General features: G+C 55.8%; 1 protein-coding gene. It reads left to right on the forward strand.

What is annotated here, in order from left to right; all coding sequences use genetic code 11:
* The first annotated feature begins 173 nt into the window (after positions 1–173).
* Complete coding sequence (locus E5Z01_RS19260; RefSeq protein ID WP_135230849.1) at positions 174–647, forward strand: helix-turn-helix domain-containing protein; 474 nt, start codon at positions 174–176, stop codon at positions 645–647.
* The last annotated feature ends 123 nt before the right edge of the window (positions 648–770 follow it).

The following is a 770-nucleotide window of genomic DNA, read 5'->3' on the forward strand; positions in this document are numbered from 1 at the left end:
AGTGGGACGACAAAAATATGCGCAGCGCACGCCAGCAATGGCCATTGGTTTGACCGGGCGGTGCTGGTGGGATCTGCTCACCCTGCCCTGTGGCGCAGCCTGTCGGGAATAGTTCCAACCAACTACCCAAAATCGAGGTAGTACAGCGTTCTATAATTTAGAATACTTAAGGTATGGGACGCCCAATTCAGTATGCGGTGGTGCTGAGTGCCGAGCAAGCGCAGTACCTGAAGACCATCACTTCAAAAGGAAGCGGCAAGGCGCGGGTCATGACCCGCGCCCGCATTCTGTTGCTCTCCCATCAGGGAAGCGCCGATCTCGAAATCAGCCGTGCCCTGGGGGTCAGCGTGCAAATGGTGCGTGCGACACGCAAGCACTTCGTCCTGGGTGGATTGGATGACGCCCTGTTCGATGCCCCCCACACGGGACGCCCAGCAAAATTTGATGGCCAGGAACGTGCGGCGATCACTGCTTTGGCCTGTAGTGATGCACCAAAGGGGCATAGTCAGTGGAGTATTCGTCTGCTGGCAGACAAAGCCGTCGAACTCCAGCTTGTTGAGGGCATTGCGCCCTCAACGGTGTTCTACATCCTGAAAAAAACGAAGTCCAGCCGCATCGCAAAAAGCAATGGTGCATCGCGCAGCTGACCGCCAAATTTCTGTGCGAGATGGAACGGGTGCTGGACGTGTATATGAGGCCATATGACGAACAGAACCCCGTGTTGTGCTTCGATGAACAACCCTGCTTTCTGATCGGAGACAAACTGGCCC

The organism is Deinococcus fonticola (assembly GCF_004634215.1).
GTDB classification, from domain to species: Bacteria; Deinococcota; Deinococci; order Deinococcales; family Deinococcaceae; genus Deinococcus; species Deinococcus fonticola.

Bases quoted from the DNA above. Each gene is read 5' to 3' on its own strand.
- E5Z01_RS19260 (WP_135230849.1), top strand. From the start codon at position 174: ATGGGACGCCCAATTCAGTATGCGGTGGTGCTGAGTGCCGAGCAAGCG.